The 17,569-nt window shown below is 66.1% G+C and carries 12 protein-coding genes and 1 tRNA gene; 9 read left to right on the top strand and 4 right to left on the bottom strand.

All coding sequences use genetic code 11. The annotated features are described in order from the left end of the window. The first annotated feature begins 100 nt into the window (after nucleotides 1-100). Nucleotides 101-889 carry an SDR family oxidoreductase gene (locus tag EQZ23_RS08195; protein ID WP_128453969.1) on the top strand — a complete coding sequence of 263 codons (789 nt, stop codon included), beginning with the start codon at nucleotides 101-103 and terminating at the stop codon, nucleotides 887-889. A 160-nt stretch (nucleotides 890-1,049) separates the two neighbouring features. Here EQZ23_RS08195 and EQZ23_RS08190 read toward each other — a convergent pair whose 3' ends face one another. Next, nucleotides 1,050-3,305, bottom strand: coding sequence for an NADP-dependent malic enzyme (locus tag EQZ23_RS08190; protein WP_128453968.1), 2,256 nt, complete (start codon nucleotides 3,303-3,305; stop codon nucleotides 1,050-1,052). Nucleotides 3,306-3,535: 230 nt separating this feature from the next. Between EQZ23_RS08190 and mutS the strand changes: the two genes are divergently transcribed. The 3 genes from mutS to EQZ23_RS08175 all read left to right on the top strand — a co-directional run bounded on the left by mutS (nucleotide 3,536) and on the right by EQZ23_RS08175 (nucleotide 7,802). Then, on the top strand, nucleotides 3,536-6,115 hold the full coding sequence (gene mutS, locus EQZ23_RS08185; protein ID WP_128454687.1) for a DNA mismatch repair protein MutS: 2,580 nt from the start codon (nucleotides 3,536-3,538) through the stop codon (nucleotides 6,113-6,115). A gap of 193 nt (nucleotides 6,116-6,308) precedes the next feature. Next, nucleotides 6,309-7,271 carry a cation diffusion facilitator family transporter gene (locus EQZ23_RS08180; protein ID WP_128453967.1) on the top strand — a complete coding sequence of 321 codons (963 nt, stop codon included), beginning with the start codon at nucleotides 6,309-6,311 and terminating at the stop codon, nucleotides 7,269-7,271. Nucleotides 7,272-7,349: 78 nt separating this feature from the next. Further along, complete coding sequence (locus tag EQZ23_RS08175; protein ID WP_206364206.1) at nucleotides 7,350-7,802, top strand: glycine zipper 2TM domain-containing protein; 453 nt, start codon at nucleotides 7,350-7,352, stop codon at nucleotides 7,800-7,802. A 62-nt stretch (nucleotides 7,803-7,864) separates the two neighbouring features. Here the strand turns inward: EQZ23_RS08175 and EQZ23_RS08170 are convergent, their stop codons facing one another. Together EQZ23_RS08170 and EQZ23_RS08165 are read right to left on the bottom strand one after the other, a co-directional pair. Next, a complete protein-coding gene (locus tag EQZ23_RS08170) occupies nucleotides 7,865-9,181 on the bottom strand; it encodes an Nramp family divalent metal transporter (protein WP_128453966.1) in 1,317 nt (438 codons plus the stop codon). Between the two features lie 253 nt (nucleotides 9,182-9,434). Next, nucleotides 9,435-10,058 carry a DNA-3-methyladenine glycosylase gene (locus EQZ23_RS08165; protein ID WP_128454686.1) on the bottom strand — a complete coding sequence of 208 codons (624 nt, stop codon included), beginning with the start codon at nucleotides 10,056-10,058 and terminating at the stop codon, nucleotides 9,435-9,437. A gap of 60 nt (nucleotides 10,059-10,118) precedes the next feature. Between EQZ23_RS08165 and EQZ23_RS08160 the strand changes: the two genes are divergently transcribed. Beyond that, on the top strand, nucleotides 10,119-10,436 hold the full coding sequence (locus EQZ23_RS08160) for a 2Fe-2S iron-sulfur cluster-binding protein (protein ID WP_128453965.1): 318 nt from the start codon (nucleotides 10,119-10,121) through the stop codon (nucleotides 10,434-10,436). A gap of 39 nt (nucleotides 10,437-10,475) precedes the next feature. On the opposite strand, the gene rlmB is transcribed toward EQZ23_RS08160, so the two are convergent. After that, the gene (gene rlmB / locus EQZ23_RS08155; RefSeq protein ID WP_128453964.1) at nucleotides 10,476-11,219 is read right to left on the bottom strand and encodes a 23S rRNA (guanosine(2251)-2'-O)-methyltransferase RlmB; all 744 of its coding nucleotides are present in this window, start codon (nucleotides 11,217-11,219) and stop codon (nucleotides 10,476-10,478) included. 160 nt (nucleotides 11,220-11,379) lie between these two features. Here rlmB and EQZ23_RS08150 point away from each other — a divergent pair. From EQZ23_RS08150 to glgC, 4 genes are all read left to right on the top strand, one after another. Beyond that, nucleotides 11,380-11,466 (top strand) — tRNA-Tyr (locus tag EQZ23_RS08150). Nucleotides 11,467-11,605: 139 nt separating this feature from the next. Continuing rightward, nucleotides 11,606-14,035: a glycogen/starch/alpha-glucan phosphorylase gene (locus EQZ23_RS08145; RefSeq protein WP_128453963.1), complete on the top strand. Its 2,430-nt coding sequence runs from the start codon at nucleotides 11,606-11,608 to the stop codon at nucleotides 14,033-14,035. After that, complete coding sequence (glgB, locus tag EQZ23_RS08140; RefSeq protein WP_128453962.1) at nucleotides 14,032-16,194, top strand: 1,4-alpha-glucan branching protein GlgB; 2,163 nt, start codon at nucleotides 14,032-14,034, stop codon at nucleotides 16,192-16,194. Before EQZ23_RS08145 ends, glgB begins: the two co-directional genes overlap by 4 nt. 82 nt (nucleotides 16,195-16,276) lie before the next feature. Next, complete coding sequence (gene glgC / locus EQZ23_RS08135) at nucleotides 16,277-17,539, top strand: glucose-1-phosphate adenylyltransferase (RefSeq protein WP_128453961.1); 1,263 nt, start codon at nucleotides 16,277-16,279, stop codon at nucleotides 17,537-17,539. The last annotated feature ends 30 nt before the right edge of the window (nucleotides 17,540-17,569 follow it).

Genomic DNA, 17,569 nt, shown 5'->3' with positions numbered 1-17,569 from the left:
GTACGGGCTTTGCACTCGTCAATGATGGCTCGTTCGAAAAACGGGTTTGCGGCGGACGGTGGGCGAGGATACCAAGCAGCCAAACATTGGAGGATGCGTGATGGATACGACCAACCTGTTCCGGCTCGACGGCCGCGTCGCACTGATCACCGGCGGCAGCCGCGGGATCGGCAAGATGATCGCGGCCGGCTTCATCGCGCAGGGGGCCAAGGTCTATATCTCGTCGCGCAAGGCCGCCGCCTGCGAAGAGACCGCGGCGGAACTGGGGCCGAACTGCATCGCGCTGCCGCAGGACGTCTCGACGGTGGCAGGGTGCAAGGCGCTGGCGGCGCAGTTCGCCGAGCATGAGGACAAGCTCGATATCCTCGTGAACAATGCGGGCGCGGCGTGGGGCGTGCCGTTCGAGGAGTTTTCCGAGATCGGCTGGGACAAGGTCATGGACCTGAACGTCAAGTCGCCGTTCTTCCTGACGCAGGCGCTCCATACCGTGCTGAAGGCGTCGGGGTCGCGCGGGAAGCCCGCCAAGGTCATCAACATCACTTCGATCGACGGCCAGCGGCTCAATCCGTGGGAGACCTACAGCTATCACGCGTCGAAATCGGCGCTGATCTACCTGACGAAACGGATGGCGGCGCGGCTGGTGACGGATTCGATCAACGTGACGTCGATCGCACCCGGCGCGTTCGCGAGCGACATGAACAAGGCCGCGCGCGATCACGGCGACGCGGTCGCGGAAGGTATCCCGGCGAAGCGCGTCGGTGTGGACGAGGACATGGCCGGCGCCGCGATCTACCTGGCCAGTCGTGCCGGGGATTATGTGATAGGCGAGACGATCACGGTCGATGGCGGGCTGGTGCACGCTTCGCTGGGAACGTCGATCGACGCCTGAGCCGCTAATTCCCTCGCCCCTACGGGGAGAGGAAGGGAGGAGTGCTTGCGCCGGAAGGGAGAGGGGCGGTTGGGGCGAGCGTCCCTAGCCTCATGCCCCTCTCCCTTCCCACGGCAAGCGCCGCGGGCCCCTTCCCTCTCCCCATAGGGGCGAGGGAGATTTACCGAGCGATACCGCCGGCTGCGAGAACCGCCAACGTCACGAGCTCGCTCGCGGTGCTCGTCATCGGCGCGACCTGCACCGGCTTTTCCATGCCGATCAGCATCGGGCCGATCACCGAGTCGCCACCGAGTTCGCGCAGCAGTTTCGCCGAGATATGCGCGGACTGGAGCCCCGGCATGATCAGCACGTTCGCCGGCCCCGACAGCCGCGCGAACGGATAGTTCGCCAGCTGCTTCGGGTTGAGCGCCACGTCCGGCGCCATCTCGCCTTCATATTCGAACCCGACCTGTCGCCCGTCGAGCACCGTCACCGCATCGCGGATATTGTCGAGCCATTCGCCCTTGGGATTGCCGAAATTCGAATAGCTGAGGAACGCCACGCGCGGCTCATGCCCCATCCGCCGCGCGACCGCCGCGGTCTGTTCGGCGAAGTCGGCGAGCTGCTCGGCGGTCGGGCGCTCGTTGACCGTCGTGTCGGCGATGAACACCGTGTGGCTCTGGCCGACGAGCAGGTGGATGCCGAACGGCGTCTTGCCCGCGAGCGGATCGATCACGCGACGGATCTGGCGCATCGTCTCGCCATAGGTCCGCGTGATGCCGGTGATCATCGCATCGCCCTCGCCGAGCTGCAGCAGCAACGCGCCGAAGATGTTGCGGTCCTGGTTGACCATCCGCTCGCAATCGCGGCGCAGATAGCCGCGCCGCTGAAGCCGCTCGTAGAGGAAGTCGACCATCTTGGGGACCAGCGGCGAGACGCGGCTGTTGTGCAGCTCGAAGCTCTCGGGATCGGTCACGCCCAAAGCGCGCAACCGATCGGGCACGTCGTCGCGACCGACCAGCACGGGCGTGCCATAGCCGCCTTCCTTGAACGCGATCGCCGCGCGCAGCACGACCTCTTCCTCGCCCTCGGCGAAGATCACGCGCTTGGGATGCGCACGCGCACCCTCATACGCCATCGACAGCACCGAGGTGGTCGGGTTGAGGCGCGCGCGCAAGGAATGACGATACGCCTCGATGTCGAGGATCGGCTTGGTCGCGACGCCCGAGGCCATCGCCGCCTTGGCGACCGCGACGGGGACGACCTCCATCAGGCGGGGATCGAACGGCGCGGGGATGATGTAGGTCGGGCCGAAGCTGTGGCTGACGCCGTACGCCGCGGCGACCTCCTCGGGGACGCGTTCGCGCGCGAGTTCAGCGATCGCGTTGGCGGCGGCGATCTTCATCGCGTCGTTGATCCCCGTCGCGCGCACGTCGAGCGCACCGCGGAAGATGAACGGGAAGCCGAGCACGTTGTTGACCTGGTTCGGATAATCCGAGCGGCCGGTCGCGACGATCGCGTCGGGGCGCGCGGCCATCGCCAGTTCGGGGCGGATCTCCGGCTCGGGATTGGCCATCGCGAAGATGATCGGCGCGGGCGCCATGTCCTTGACCATCTCGGGCGTCAGCGAGCCCGCCGCCGACAGGCCGAGGAACACGTCGGCGCCGACCAGCGCCTCGGTCAGCGTGCGTGTCTCGGTGATCGCGGCGTGCGCGGACTTCCACTGGTCGACGCCCTCGCGGCCCTGGTAGATCACGCCCTTGCGGTCGCACAGGATGACGTTGTCGCCGCGCACGCCCATCGCCTTGACGAGCTCGGTGCAGGCGATCGCCGCCGCGCCGGCGCCGTTGACGACGATCTTCACCTCGGAAAGCTTGCGGCCCGTCAGCAGGCACGCGTTGATCAGCCCCGCGGCAGTGATGATCGCGGTGCCGTGCTGGTCGTCATGGAAGACCGGGATGTTCATCCGTTCGCGCAACGCCTGCTCGATGATGAAGCATTCGGGCGCCTTGATGTCCTCGAGATTGATGCCGCCGAAGGTCGGCTCCATCAGCTCGACCGCGTCGATGAAGCGGTTCACGTCCTCGGTCTTCAGCTCGATGTCGATCGCGTCGACGTCGGCGAAGCGCTTGAAGAGGACCGCCTTGCCTTCCATCACCGGCTTCGACGCGAGCGGGCCGAGATTGCCCATGCCGAGAATCGCGGTGCCGTTCGAGATCACCGCGACGAGGTTTCCCTTGGCGGTGTAATCATAGACGGTCGCCGGATCGTCGTAGATCGCCTGCACCGGCACCGCGACGCCGGGCGAATAGGCGAGCGCCAGGTCGCGCTGCGTCGCCATCGGCTTCGACGCGATGATCTCGATCTTCCCCGGCCGGCCTTCCGAATGGAAGAGGAGCGCTTCGCGTTCGGAGAATTGGAGCGTTTCGTCGGACATGGGCGGGGACCTCTCTCTTTGGCCGCTATCCTTACGCAGGGGATTTCCATTCGTCACCCCGGACGCTTCGTCCAAGCTGGCATCGTTCTCCTGCGAACGCAGGAGCCCAGGGTTACGAACGATGGCGTTGCTTGATTCTGGGCTCCTGCGTTCGCAGGAGAACACCTTCGGATGACGAACCCGCAAACTCCCGCTAGATCGCGCCGATGGCCAATCCCGCCCCTACCCCCATGATGACGCAGTATCTCGGCCTGAAGGCGGAGGCGGACGACTGCCTGTTGTTTTACCGCATGGGCGATTTCTTCGAATTGTTCATGGACGATGCGCGGATCGCGGCGGGGGTGCTCGATATCGCGCTGACCGCGCGCGGCGAGCATGAGGGCAAGCCGATCCCGATGTGCGGCGTGCCGGTGCATGCCGCGACGGTGTATCTGCAGCGCCTGATCAAGGCCGGCCACCGCGTCGCGATCGCCGAGCAGGTCGAGAGCCCCGCCGAGGCCAAGGCGCGCGGCGGATCCAAGGCGCTCGTCGCGCGCGCGATCGTCCGCGTGGTGACGGCGGGGACGCTGACCGAGGAAGCGTTGCTCGACGCGCGGTCGGACAATTGGTGCGTGGCGATCGGCGAGGCTGGCGGGTCGGTCGCTATTGCCGCGGCGGACGTATCGACCGGCCGGTTCGAGATCGTTGAGGTTGCGGGCGACGCGGTCGATGCGGAACTCGCGCGGCTGGGTGCCGCCGAGATTGTCGCGTCGGAGACCAGCGCTTTCGAGGAGGCGGCGACGACGCTGCGGCCCAAGGGCGATTTCGATAGCGGCGCGGGCGAGGCGCGGCTGAAGCGGCTGTATGGCGTCGCGACGCTCGACGGGTTCGGGCAGTTCGGCCGCGCGGGGCTGGCGGCGGCGGGCGGGCTCGTCGCGTATCTGGAGCATAACGCCAAGGGCACGATGCCCTTCCTGCGCCCGCCGCGGATCGGGCGCGCGGCGGAGACGATGGCGATCGACGCGGCGACGCGCGAGAGCCTTGAGCTCACCTGCACCACCGGCGGCCAGCGCAAGGGCAGCCTGCTCGACGCAGTCGACCGGACCGTCACGGGGGCCGGCGCGCGACTGCTCGGCGCGGATCTCGGCGCGCCGCTGATGGACAAGGCCGCGATCGACGCGCGGCTCGATCTCGTCCGGCTGTTCCACGACGACCAGGCGGCACGCGAGCGGTTGCGGTCGACGTTGCGCGCGCTGCCCGACATCGGCCGCGCGCTCGGGCGGCTGGCGGCGGGGCGTGGTGGCCCCCGCGATCTGGGGCAGCTACGCGACGGGTTGGACGGCGCGTGGAGCCTTGGCGAGCGCATGGATGCGATCATCGATCCGCCGGTGCTGCTCCGCGACATCGCACCACGGCTGCGCGGGCACGGCGCGCTGATTGACCTGCTCAAGCGCGCGCTGGTGCCGTCGCCGCCGATCGAGGCGTCCGATGGCGGGTACATCGCGGCGGGCTATGACGCGGCGCTCGACGATTTGCGCGATGCCGGCGCAGGCGGACGGCGCGCGATCGCCGCGCTGGAGGCCGAGTTCCGCACCACGACCGGCGTCACCGCACTGAAGATCCGCCATAACGGCGTGCTCGGCTATCATGTCGAGGTGCCCGCACGCGCCGCCGACCCGTTGATGAAGCCCGATAGCGGCTTCACGCACCGCCAGACGCTGGCCGGTGTCGTGCGGTTCAATACCCCCGCGCTGCACGAGGTCGCGGCGAAGGTCTCGCAGTCCGGCGCGCATGCGCTGGCGGCGGAATCGGCGCATCTGGAGGACCTGACCGCGCAGGCCTTGGCCGGACGCGAGGCGATTGCGGCGACCGCGGATGCGCTCGCGCGGCTCGACGTGGCGGCGGGGCTGGCCGAGCGCGCGGCCGAAGGCGGGTGGGCACGGCCGTCGCTGGTCGATCACGCCTGTTTCGAGATCGAGGGCGGGCGCCACCCGGTGGTCGAGGCCGCGGTCGCGAAATCGGGCGACCGGTTCGTCGCGAACGACTGCAACCTGTCGGAAAGCTCGCGGCTGTGGCTCGTCACCGGCCCGAACATGGGTGGTAAATCGACCTTCCTGCGCCAGAACGCGCTGATCGCGGTGCTGGCACAAGCGGGCTCCTACGTGCCCGCGACCAAGGCGACGCTCGGCCTCGTCGACCGGCTGTTCAGCCGCGTCGGCGCGTCGGACAATCTCGCGCGCGGCCGATCGACCTTCATGGTCGAGATGGTCGAGACCGCGGCGATCCTCGCACAGGCGACGCCCCGCAGCTTCGTGATCCTCGACGAGGTCGGGCGCGGCACCTCGACCTATGACGGGCTCGCGATCGCGTGGGCGGTGGTCGAGGCGATCCATGAGGACAACCGGTGCAGGTGTCTGTTCGCGACGCATTATCACGAGCTGACCCGCCTCGCCGAACGCTGCGAGGCGCTGTCGCTGCATCACGTCCGCGCGCGCGAGTGGAAGGGCGAGCTGGTGCTGCTCCACGAACTCGCCGACGGGCCGGCGGATCGCAGCTACGGGCTCGCGGTCGCGCGGCTCGCAGGGATGTCGCCGGCGACGGTGGCGCGCGCGAAGGCGGTGCTGGCCAAGCTCGAGGCGGGGCGCGCGAAGACCGGCGGCTTGGCGGCGGGGTTGGACGACCTGCCGCTGTTCGCGGCCGCCGCGCAAGTCGAAGAGGTTGCGTGCGACGTGTTGCGCCAGGATCTGGCGACACTGGATATCGACGCGATGAGCCCGCGCGATGCGCTGGATGCGCTGTACCGGTTGAAGGCGCTCGCGAACGAGGGGTGACGCCGCCCCTCGTCATGCCGGGCTCGTTCCGGCATCCACTGTTCCGCACATCCGAGAGTTGAGTTTGCGGGACCGTGGGCCCCGGCCTCCGCCGGGGTGACGGAAAAGATAGAACAAAGTTCAATTGCCCGGGTCCTAGTATCACACGATACGTCGATGCTAGGCGGCAACGAAATCGACGGAGTGCCGAGCGTTGGGCGGACATCATCACGGACATGACCACGCGCACGGTCATTCGCACAGCCACGGCGGACATGGGCATGGCGGGCACAGCCACGCCCCGGCCTCGTTCGACCGCGCATTTGCGATCGGGATCGGCCTCAACATCGTCTTCGTCGCGGTCGAGGCGATCGTGGGCTTGCGGATCGATTCGGTCGCACTGCTCGCCGATGCCGGGCATAATCTGTCCGACGTGCTCGGCCTTGTCGTCGCCTGGGGCGGGACGATGCTCGCGCGGACCGCACCGACCAAGCGCTTCACCTACGGGCTGAAGGGCTCGACGATCCTCGCCGCGCTGACCAACGCGCTGCTGCTGATGGTCGCGCTCGGTGCGATCGTGCTCGAGGCGTCGCAGCGCTTCTCGGACCCGGCCCCGACCGCCGGCCTCACCGTCTCGATGGTCGCCGGCATCGGTATCGCCGTCAACGCCGTCACCGCCTGGATGTTCGCGCGCGGACGCAAGGGCGACGTCAATATCCGCGGCGCGTATCTGCACATGGCGGCGGACGCGATCGTGTCGGCGGGGGTCGTGATCGCCGGCCTCGTGATCTGGCGCACGGGGCTCACCTGGATCGATCCCGCGGTCAGCATCGTCATTGCGATCCTGATCTTCTGGCAGACCTGGGGCCTGCTGCGCGAGACCATCGAGATGTCGCTGTCCGCCGTCCCGCGCGGGATCGCGTTCGACGATGTCGACGCGGCGCTATGTGGCCTACCCGGTGTCACAGAGATCCACGATCTCCACATTTGGCCGATGAGCACCACCGAACCGGTGCTGACCGCGCATCTGATCATGCCGGGCGGCCATCCCGGCAATCAGTTCCTGAGCGATGCCAGGACGATGCTCCACGACACGTTCGGGATCGGCCATGCAACGTTGCAGGTCGAGACGGGTAGTGACCATGATTGTTCGATGGCCGATGCCAAGACTGTCTGACCTGACAGTCTAAATCCGCGGTTTGAACTTTTCAGGGTCGGTACGGGTTGGACTTCCATAGATCAGGAGTCCTTACCTATGAAGAAGCATCTCATCGCTGCACTGATGTCGGTCGCCGTCGCGGCCCCGGCCATGATTTCGACGCCGGCAGCCGCGCAGAACAACGACTATCGTCGTGCACAGGACGATCGTCGTGACCGCGATGACCGCCGGGACAACCGCCGTGGCGACCAGCGCGCCGACCGTAACTGGCGCGGCGACAACGATCGCAACTGGGATCCTTCGCGCAGCTACCAGAACGGCAATTATCGCGAGCGTCGTCTGAGCCGCAACGACCGCATCTATCGTGGCAAGGATGGCCGCGCCTATTGCAAGCGCAATGACGGGACGACCGGTCTGGTGATCGGTGCACTTGGCGGCGGTGTGCTGGCGAACTTGATCGGCGGCGGGACGCTCGGCACGCTGGCGGGTGCCGGTGGTGGTGCACTGCTCGGCCGGTCGGTCGACCGCGGCAAGGTGAAGTGCCGTTGAGCTTCGATCGAACCTAACGACTGACGAAGCGGCGGCCGAGCGATCGGCCGCCGTTTTCGTGTCTACAGCATCCCGTAGAGCAGCGTGCCGTTCAGCCCTATGATGACCGCGGCAATCACCCAGGCAAGCGTCTTCAGCCAAACCGGGCTGGCCAGATCGCCCATGATCGTGCGGTCGCCGGTGAACTTGACGAGCGGCACGACCGCGAACGGCAGTTGCAGGCTGAGCACGACCTGGCTCAGCACCAACAGCTTGGTTGCCCCCGAGTCGCCCGTCGCACCGACCACGAACACCGCCGGTACGATCGCCAGCAACCGCGTCACCAGCCGCCGCGCCCAGACCGGCATGCGCAGGTGGAGGAACCCCTCCATCACGATCTGGCCCGCGAGCGTGCCCGTAACTGTCGAGTTCTGTCCCGACGCCAGCAGCGCGACCGCGAACAGCACGCTCGCCGCGCCCATGCCAAGCATCGGCGCGAGCAGTTCATACGCTTGATCGATCTCGGCGACATCGGTGCGGCCGGCGACGTGAAAGGTGGCGGCGGCCAGGATCAGGATCGCGGCGTTGATGAAGAACGCCAGCCCCAGCGCGACGGTGCCGTCGATCGTCGCCATTGTGATCGCATCGCGCTTGCCCGCCGCGTCCTTGGCGAACGCGCGCGTCTGCACGATTGACGAATGGAGGTACAGATTGTGCGGCATCACGGTCGCGCCGAGGATCCCGATCGCGATGTAGAGCATCGCGGGGTTGGTCACGATCTCGGTCGTCGGCACCAGCCCCCCGAGCACGCCCGTCCATTCGGGCTGCGCGAGGAACAGCTCGAAGATGAAGCAGCCGGCGATGATCACCAGCAACGCGACGACGAACGCCTCGAGCTTGCGGAACCCGAAGCGCTGCAGCGCGAGGATCAGGAACACGTCGAGCGCGGTGAGAACGACGCCGTAGACGAGCGGCAATCCAAACAGGAGTTTCAGCGCGATCGCGGTGCCGAGCACTTCGGCGAGGTCGCAGGCGATGATCGCGATCTCGCAGAGGAACCAGAGCACGACCGAAACCGGCTTCGAATAGTGCGCGCGGCAGGCCTGGGCCAGGTCGAGCCCGGCAACGATGCCGAGCCGCGCGGACAGCGCCTGCAGCACCATCGCCATCAGGTTCGACAGGAGCACGACCGACAGGAGGGTGTAGCCGAACGCGGAACCGCCGGCGATGTCGGTCGCCCAGTTGCCGGGATCCATATAGCCGACCGCGACGAGATAGCCGGGCCCGACGAATGCGAACAGGCGGCGCCAGAACGACGCGCCCTCGGGCACCGCGACGCTGCGGAAACTCTCCGAGAGCGAATTGGCGAAGTCTGGTGCGGGAAGATTGGGTGCTGACATCGGGGGTTGCTTTGCCGGAAGGCTCGCAGACGGACAAGCACAAGCAACGCCGGAGGCTCGGTCCGCCCGCCCGTCATTCCCGCCGCCCGTCATTCCCGCGAAGGCGGGAACCCAGACTGGCTGACGGCACGATAGAATCGCGAGCCTTTGAGAATCTGGATCCCCGCCTCCGCGGGGATAACGATGGAGAACATGTTCGGGCGAGCGCACGAAAGATGGGACATTACTCGTTGGCACAACGTCCCGCGCGGCCTCAGACCACCTTCATGTCCGCCTGGTAATGATGCCACGCGAAGATCGCCGCCGCGCCGCGGTGCGGGCGCCAGGCTTCCGCGACTTCGCGCGTCAGTTTCTCGCTCGGCCGCGTCTCGTGCCCCAGGATTCGCCCGATCTCGATCTGGATCGCCAGGTCACCCGCCGGCCAGATGTCGGTGCGACCTTCCGCGAACAGCAGGTAGATCTCCGCCGACCAGCGGCCGATTCCCTTTACGCGCACCAGCGCGGCGATCGCCTCTTCGTCGTCTTCGGGCAGGTTGGTCAGATCGAGCCGCCCGCTCGTCACTTCCTCGGCCAGGCTGCGCGCATAGCCGAGCTTCTGCCGCGACAATCCGGCGCTGCGCAGCACCTCGTCGCTGGCGGCTGCGATCTTTGCCGGATCGCCCGCGCCGCCGACTACCGCGTCGAGCTTCGTCCACACCGCCTGTGCCGAGGCGACGCTGACCTGCTGCCCCACGATCGTCCGCAGCAACGTCGCAAAGCCGCGATCGCTGATCCGCGGCGCGGGGTGGCCGGCATTGCCGACCGCGACCGCGAAGGCCGGCTCGATCGCGCACAATGCGGTCATCGCGGTCGCGAGCTGTTCGGCGCTCAGCCCCATGACGCTTGATCGCACGGGCCGGCAACGGCATGGATCGACGAAGATTTTTCGGAGGACAGCATGCCCAAGCTTATCGTCGTGACGCGCGAAGGGGAAGAACGCGAGATCATGGGCGAATCCGGCCTTTCGGTGATGGAAGTCATCCGCGACGCCGGGATCGACGAGATCCTCGCGCTGTGCGGTGGCTGCTGCTCGTGCGCCACCTGCCACATCCATGTCGACCCGGAGTTTGCGGCCAAACTCAAGCCGATGAGCCCCGACGAGGACGATCTGCTCGATTCGACCAGCGACCGGGATGAGTTCTCGCGCCTGTCGTGCCAGATCGAGATGACCGACGCGCTCGACGGCCTGAAGGTCCGCGTCGCCGCCGAGGATTAATGCCTGATCCCTCTCCCCGGCGGGGAGAGGGTCTTCAGGTCAACGCGTCGTAATCGCGTACAGCGCGATCGCCGCCGCGTTCGACACGTTCAGGCTCTCGACCTTGTCCGAGATCGGCAGTTTCGCCAGCTCGTCGCAATGCTGCTCCGTATTCTGGCGCATGCCCTCGCCCTCGGCGCCGAGCACGATCGCGACGCGCTGCGTGCCCATCGCCTCGCCCAGCGTCTGCGTCGCATGGCCGGTCAGCCCGATCCGCCAGAAGCCCGCCTCGGCTATCTCTTCCAACGCGCGCGCGAGGTTCACGACGCGGATCCAAGGCACCGACTCCAGCGCCCCCGACGCGGCGCGCGCGATCGTGCCCGATTCCGGCGGCGCATTGCGATCCGGGGTGATGATGCCGAGCGCATCGAACGCCGCCGCCGAGCGCAGGATCGCGCCGACATTGTGCGGATCGGTCACGCCGTCGAGAATCACCAGCGGGCGGTTGTCGTCCTTGCCATGCTCGAGCAGGTCGGCGAGCCACATGTCCTCGAGCGGCTCGACCTCGATCACCACGCCCTGGTGCGGTGCGTCGCCCGGCACGAGGCGCGCGAGATCCGCTGCCTCGGCATAAGTGACCGGCACGTCGGCGGGCAGGTCGAACCCCGCCAGAGCCTCGCGCGTACCGAGGATTTTCCGCACCGTGCGCTCCGGATTGGCGAGCGCCGCGCCCACCGCGTGCTTGCCCCAGAAGCGGGGGCGGCCTGCCGGTGCCTTGCTCGGCCTGTGTCCCTTGCGTGCCATATTCGCTCTCTATCGTATCTGTGTATGCACGCGTCCTTGTCGGCATTCGGCCTTCGCGGCAACACCGAACCACGAAACTTCGCAAAAGCTGCGTTGACACACCGGGCGCGCTTCGCCATTGAGCCGCCTCGCTTCAGGGCGACGTTCGCAAGAGCGGCCTGGACAGGTGGCCGAGTGGTTAAAGGCAGCAGACTGTAAATCTGCCGGAGTTTCTCCTACGTAGGTTCGAACCCTACCCTGTCCACCACCGCCCAAGCGCGGTGATGGATTTCTGAAAAATCAGAACGCAAATCGGCCGAGTTCCCCCGCGAATGGTCAGGAAGTCCGCGTGACAACCGCGCGCGGTCGGTTAGGATCAGGGCGACCGTAACGACTTCGGAAATCGCGTGACCTCAGACACCGCCGTACAGCAGCCCGCCATTCAAGATCTCGCCGACTCGATTCTCGACACACTCGTCCACCGCATCGGCAAGGATGCGCAGGCCGCACGGCCGCACGACTGGCTGGCCGCGACGATCCTGACGGTCCGCAACGACATCGTCGAACGCTGGATGGCGTCGACCAAGGCGGCGCATGCCGCGGGCGCCAAGCGGGTCTATTATCTCAGCCTCGAATTCCTGATCGGCCGGTTGCTGCGCGACGCGGTGACCAACCTGCAACGCAGCGGCGAAGTGACGCGCGCGCTTGCGCTGCACGGCGTCGACCTTGCTGCGCTGGAGGAGATCGAGCCCGACGCTGCGCTTGGCAATGGTGGGCTCGGGCGTCTGGCGGCGTGCTTCATGGAGAGCATGGCGAGCCTCGCTTTGCCTGCCTACGGCTATGGCATCCGCTATGTGAACGGCATGTTCCGCCAGCGGATCGACGATGGCTGGCAGGTCGAGATGCCCGAGAACTGGCTCGCACACGGCAATCCCTGGGAGTTCGAACGCCGCGAAAGCGCCTATTTCATCGGCTTTGGCGGCGAAGTCACCGCGAGCGACAGCGGGCAAATCCATTGGAGCCCGTCCGAAGCGGTCGAGGCGATGGCGGTCGATACCCCTGTGGTCGGCTGGCGCGGCGAGCACGTGAACACGCTCCGCTTGTGGACCGCCCGCGCGTTCGATCCGATCAAGCTCGACCGGTTCAACGCCGGCGACTTCACCGGCGCGCTTGCCGACCAGCTGCGCGCCGAGACGCTCACGCGCGTGCTCTATCCCAATGATTCGACCGCGGCGGGGCAGGAACTGCGGCTGCGCCAGGAATATTTCTTCTCGTCCGCCTCGATCCAGGACATCGTCCGCCGCCACATCCAGTATTTCGGCGATATCCGCACGCTGCCCGACAAGGCGGCGATCCAGCTCAACGACACGCATCCCGCAGTATCGGTCGCCGAGCTTATGCGACTGCTGATCGACCATCACGAATTCGGGTTCGACGAGGCGTGGAAGATCACGCGGGCCACCTTCGGCTACACCAACCACACATTGCTGCCCGAGGCGCTGGAGAGCTGGCCGCTGCCGCTGTTCGAACGCCTGCTGCCGCGGCACATGCAGATCGTCTACGCGATCAACGCCAGGCTGCTGCGCGAGGCGCGCGGCGTCGAAGGCATCGACGACCGCGCGATTTCCGCGATCAGCCTGATCGACGAGAGCGGCGAACGGCGCGTGCGGATGGCCAATCTCGCCTTTGCCGGATCGCACAGCGTCAACGGCGTCGCAGCGCTGCATACGCAGCTGATGAAGAAGACGGTCTTTGCCGATCTCCACCGTCTTTATCCGACGCGGATCAACAACAAGACCAACGGCATCACGCCGCGCCGCTGGCTCCAGCAATGCAATCCCGGGCTCACCACGCTGATCCGCGACGCGATCGGCGACGGCTTTCTCGACGATGCCGAAAAGCTGATCGATCTCGATGTTTTTGCCGAAGATTCGGCGTTCAGGGAGCGGTTCTGGGCGGTGAAGCGTTCGAACAAGGTGACACTGGCAAATCATATCAAGGACAGCATGGGGCTGCGCGTCGATCCCGACGCGCTGTTCGACGTGCAGATCAAGCGCATTCACGAGTATAAGCGCCAGCTGCTCAACATCATCGAGACGGTCGCTCTGTACGACCAGATCCGCAGCCATCCCGAACGCGACTGGACACCGCGCGTGAAGCTGTTCGCGGGCAAGGCGGCGTCGAGCTATCACAATGCGAAGCTCGTCATCAAATTGGCGAACGATGTCGCGCGGCGGATCAATGCGGACCCTTCTGTCGGTGGGCTGCTGAAGGTCGCGTTCCTGCCGAACTACAACGTGTCGCTGGCGGAGAAGATCATCCCCGCCGCAGATCTCAGCGAGCAGATCTCGACCGCAGGCCTCGAAGCGTCGGGCACGGGCAACATGAAGTTCGCGATGAACGGCGCGCTGACGATCGGCACGCTCGATGGCGCGAATATCGAGATCAAGGACCGTGTCGGCGACGACAACATCTTCATCTTCGGCATGACGGCGGACGAGGTCGAGGCGAAGCGCGCCAACGGCTATGATCCGCGCGCGGTGATCGATGCGTCGAGCGAACTCCGCCAGGCGGTGTCGGCGATCGCGTCAGGCGTGTTCTCACCCGACGATCGCCAGCGTTATGCCGGCCTGATGGGCGGGCTGTACGAGGGCGACTGGTTTATGCTGGCCGCCGATTTCGACAGCTATGCGGGCGCGCAACGGAGCGTCGATACGCGCTGGAACGATCGCGATGCATGGGTGGCCTCGACGGTGCGCAATGTCGCGCGCGTCGGCTGGTTCTCCTCCGACCGCACGATCCGCGAATACGCGCATGATATATGGACGGTAATGTGAAACCACCCGAAGGCGCCATCGTTGCCCTGCTCGAAGGACGTCACGCCGACCCCTTCTCGCTGCTCGGCGTGCATGACGGCCCCGGGGGCGTTTTCGCGCGCGTCTGGCTTCCGGGCGCCGACAAGGCCGAGGCGCATGCGCTAGACGGCAAGACTCTCGGCACCCTGCCCCGCATCGATGATCGCGGCCTGTTCGAAGGCCCGATCGATGGCGCCCCGCAACCGGTGAAATATCATGCCGAAGGTGGCGACACATCGTGGTGGGTCACCGACCCCTACAGCTTCGGCCCTGTGCTCGGCCCGCTCGACGACCTGCTGATGGCCGAGGGCAATCACCAGCGCCTGCACGACAAGATGGGCGCACACCTGATCGAGCATGAGGGCGCGCGCGGCGTCCATTTCGCGCTCTGGGCCCCCAATGCGCAGCGCGTGTCGGTGGTCGGCGACTTCAACGACTGGGACGGCCGCCGCCATGCGATGCGCAGGCGCGGCGATGTCGGCGTGTGGGAGATCTTCATCCCCGACATCGCGGAATATCGCGCCTACAAATACGAGATCGTCGGACCCAACGGGCAGGTACAACCGCTCAAGGCCGATCCGTTCGCGTTTGCCAGCGAACTGCGGCCCGCCACCGCCTCGATCACGCGCACGCTCGCGCATGACTGGGCCGACACCGATCACCGCAAGCATTGGCGGTCGGTCGATCCGCGCCGCGTACCGATCAGCATTTACGAGGTGCATGCGGGATCATGGGACCGCGACGAGAATGACTGGTTCCTGACCTGGGACGCGCTCGCCGCGCGGCTGATCCCCTATGTCGTCGAGATGGGCTTCACGCACATCGAGTTCATGCCGATCAGCGAACACCCCTATGATCCGAGCTGGGGCTATCAGACCACGGGGCTCTACGCGCCTTCAGCGCGGTTCGGCGATGTCGAGGGTTTTGCGCGGTTCGTCGACGGCGCGCATCTGGCCGGGATCGGCGTGCTGCTCGACTGGGTGCCCGCACATTTCCCGACCGACGCGTTCGGCCTCGCCAAGTTCGACGGCACCGCGCTGTACGAGCATGAAGACCCGCGGCTCGGCTTCCACCCCGACTGGAACACCGCGATCTACAATTTCGGTCGGCACGAAGTGTCGTCGTTCCTCGTCAACAACGCACTGTTCTGGGCCGAGCGCTATCACATCGACGGCCTGCGCGTGGATGCGGTCGCGTCGATGCTGTACCGGGATTATTCGCGCGAAGCGGGCGAGTGGATACCCAACGACGCCGGCGGTCGCGAGAACTGGGAAGCGGTCGCGTTCCTGCGCGACATGAACCGTGCGGTCTACGGCCAGCACCCTGGCGTGTTCACGATCGCCGAGGAATCGACCTCTTGGCCCGGCGTCTCCGCGCCGGTCGGCGACGACGGCAAGAGCGGCGGCCTGGGCTTCGGGTTCAAGTGGAACATGGGCTTCATGCACGACACGCTCCAGTACATGGCGCGCGATCCGCTGCACCGGAAGCATCATCACGGCGAGATCAATTTCGGCCTCGTCTATGCGTTCAGCGAAAATTTCGTCCTGCCGCTCAGCCATGACGAAGTGGTGCACGGCAAGGGCTCGCTGCTGACCAAGATGCCCGGCGACGACTGGCAGCAATTCGCCAATTTGCGCGCCTATTATGCGTTCATGTGGGGCTATCCGGGCAAGAAGCTGCTCTTCATGGGACAGGAATTCGCGCAGCGTCGCGAATGGTCCGAAGGCCGCGCGCTCGATTGGGACCTGCGCAATGCGCGCAGCCACGAGGGCATCCGCAACCTCGTCCGCGATCTGAACATGGTCTACCGCGAGAAGCCGGCGTTGCACGCGCGCGATTGCGAGGGCGAAGGCTTCGAATGGCTGATCGCCGACGACGCCGCCAATTCGGTCTTCGCCTGGCTTCGCAAGGCCCCCGGTGAGAAGCCGGTCGCGATCATTGCGAACATGACACCGATCGCGCGCGCGCCGTACCGCATCCCGTTGCCGCTCGACGGCCGCTGGTGCGAGATCATCAACAGCGATGCGCATGAATATTGGGGCAGCGGGCTCGGCAATCTCGGCGGCGTCGTCGCGACGGACGGCGCGGCGTGGGTCACGCTGCCCCCGCTTGCGACGATCATGCTCGAGTTCGAAGAGTAACGCGGTCTGGTAGGCATCGGAACCAGATCGGGGTTGCCGGACGTTATGGATACGACCTGATAACAGAGACTGGAGAGCGAAAATGGTAGAACGGCGAGGACAGCCTCTCGCGCGCGACGCGATGGCGTATGTGCTGGCAGGCGGCCGCGGTAGCCGTTTGATGGAGCTGACCGATACGCGTGCGAAACCCGCTGTGTATTTCGGCGGCAAGGCGCGGATCATCGATTTCGCGCTGTCCAACGCGATCAATTCGGGCATCCGCCGGATCGGCGTCGCGACGCAGTACAAGGCGCATTCGCTGATCCGCCATCTCCAGAGCGGCTGGAATTTCCTGCGCTCGGAACGCAACGAGAGCTTCGACATCCTGCCCGCCTCGCAGCGGATCAGCGAGTTCCAATGGTATGAGGGCACCGCCGACGCGGTCTATCAGAATATCGACATCATCGAGAGCCATGCCCCCGAATATATGGTCATCCTGGCCGGCGATCACATCTACAAGATGGATTACGAGCTGATCCTGCAACAGCATTGCGAGACCGGTGCGGACGTGACGATCGCCTGCCTCGAAGTGCCGCGGATGGAGGCCGTCGCGTTCGGCGTGATGGCGGTCGACGAGCACGACAACGTCACGGCGTTCGTCGAAAAGCCTGCCGATCCGCCCGCCGTGCCCGGCAACCCGGACATCGCGCTGGCATCGATGGGGATCTACGTCTTCCACACCAAATTGCTGTTCGACGAACTGCGCCGCGATGCGGAGACGCCGGGGTCCGCGCGCGATTTCGGCAAGGACATCATCCCGTATCTCGTCAAGCACGGCAAGGCGGTCGCGCATCGTTTCTCCGACAGCTGCGTGCGCTCGGGGCTCGAGGTCGAGGCCTATTGGCGCGACGTCGGTACGGTTGACGCCTATTGGGAGGCCAATGTCGACCTGACGGACCCGGTGCCCAAGCTCGATCTGTACGACCGCAGCTGGCCGCTATGGACCTATTCGGAGGTCACGCCGCCCGCCAAGTTCGTTCACGCCGACGATGGTCGTCGCGGCGAGGCGGTGTCGTCGCTGGTTTCAGGCGACTGCATCATCTCGGGATCGTCGATCCATCGCAGCCTTATCTTCACCGGTACGCGTGCGCACAGTTACTCGATGCTCGATCAGGCGGTGATCCTGCCACATTGCGAGATCGGTCGCGGTGCACGCTTGTCGAAGGTCGTGGTCGATCGCGGTGTCGTCATCCCCGATGGGCTCGTCGTAGGCGAGGATGCCGAACTCGATGCACAACGCTTCCGCCGTACGGATAACGGTGTCGTGCTCGTGACCAAGGCCATGATCGACGCGCTGATATCGTGATGGCGTGGTACGCAAATCCTCCCCGGCACG

Source organism: Sphingomonas sp. UV9 (genome assembly GCF_004101245.1).
Classification (GTDB): Bacteria; Pseudomonadota; Alphaproteobacteria; order Sphingomonadales; family Sphingomonadaceae; genus Sphingomonas.
This window is presented reverse-complemented; position numbering and strand designations above follow the sequence as displayed.

What these genes read in the sequence shown, in the direction of transcription:
- glgC (WP_128453961.1), top strand. Translation starts at nt 16,277, where the DNA reads ATGGTAGAACGGCGAGGACAGCCTCTCGCGCGCGACGCGATGGCGTAT.
- EQZ23_RS08165 (WP_128454686.1), bottom strand. Translation starts at nt 10,058, where the DNA reads ATGGGGCTGAGCGCCGAACAGCTCGCGACCGCGATGACCGCATTGTGC.
- EQZ23_RS08170 (WP_128453966.1), bottom strand. Translation starts at nt 9,181, where the DNA reads ATGTCAGCACCCAATCTTCCCGCACCAGACTTCGCCAATTCGCTCTCG.
- EQZ23_RS08195 (WP_128453969.1), top strand. Translation starts at nt 101, where the DNA reads ATGGATACGACCAACCTGTTCCGGCTCGACGGCCGCGTCGCACTGATC.
- EQZ23_RS08175 (WP_206364206.1), top strand. Translation starts at nt 7,350, where the DNA reads ATGAAGAAGCATCTCATCGCTGCACTGATGTCGGTCGCCGTCGCGGCC.
- EQZ23_RS08190 (WP_128453968.1), bottom strand. Translation starts at nt 3,305, where the DNA reads ATGTCCGACGAAACGCTCCAATTCTCCGAACGCGAAGCGCTCCTCTTC.
- mutS (WP_128454687.1), top strand. Translation starts at nt 3,536, where the DNA reads ATGATGACGCAGTATCTCGGCCTGAAGGCGGAGGCGGACGACTGCCTG.
- EQZ23_RS08160 (WP_128453965.1), top strand. Translation starts at nt 10,119, where the DNA reads ATGCCCAAGCTTATCGTCGTGACGCGCGAAGGGGAAGAACGCGAGATC.
- rlmB (WP_128453964.1), bottom strand. Translation starts at nt 11,219, where the DNA reads ATGGCACGCAAGGGACACAGGCCGAGCAAGGCACCGGCAGGCCGCCCC.